1 rRNA gene is annotated in these 378 nt (G+C 41.8%); it reads right to left on the bottom strand.

The features are described 5' to 3' along the window. Positions 1–258 precede the first annotated feature (258 nt). Positions 259–375 (bottom strand): 5S ribosomal RNA (rrf, locus tag ATB76_RS26925). Positions 376–378 lie beyond the last annotated feature (3 nt).

The following is a 378-nucleotide window of genomic DNA, read 5'->3' as shown; positions in this document are numbered from 1 at the left end:
GTGCCAAGTCCGAAGACTTGATTGGTCACTCAGTTCATTGAAACCTAATTTGAAACCGAAGTTTCTAATTGGATTATCATCAACGAGTGCCCACACAGATTGATAGGTCTATATTGTTAAAGAGCTTGGCTTTCAGTGCCTTAGCACTTAAGCGAGGTGCGTATAATACGCTTTTCACTTTGAAAGTCAACATAAAACTCTAAAATAATTCAGAACTTTATGGTGACTTGCTTATTAAATAAGCAAGTGCGAAATAAAGCCTGGCGATGTCCTACTCTCACATGGGGAAACCCCACACTACCATCGGCGCTAATTCGTTTCACTTCTGAGTTCGGAATGGAAGTCAGGTGGGTCCAAATCGCTATGGTCGCCAAGCAA

Source organism: Vibrio sp. MOR3, assembly GCF_001557775.1.
In the GTDB taxonomy this organism is placed as follows: Bacteria; Pseudomonadota; Gammaproteobacteria; order Enterobacterales; family Vibrionaceae; genus Vibrio; species Vibrio jasicida.
Note: the sequence above shows the minus strand (reverse complement) of the source record. Positions and strands in the feature narration are given on the sequence as shown.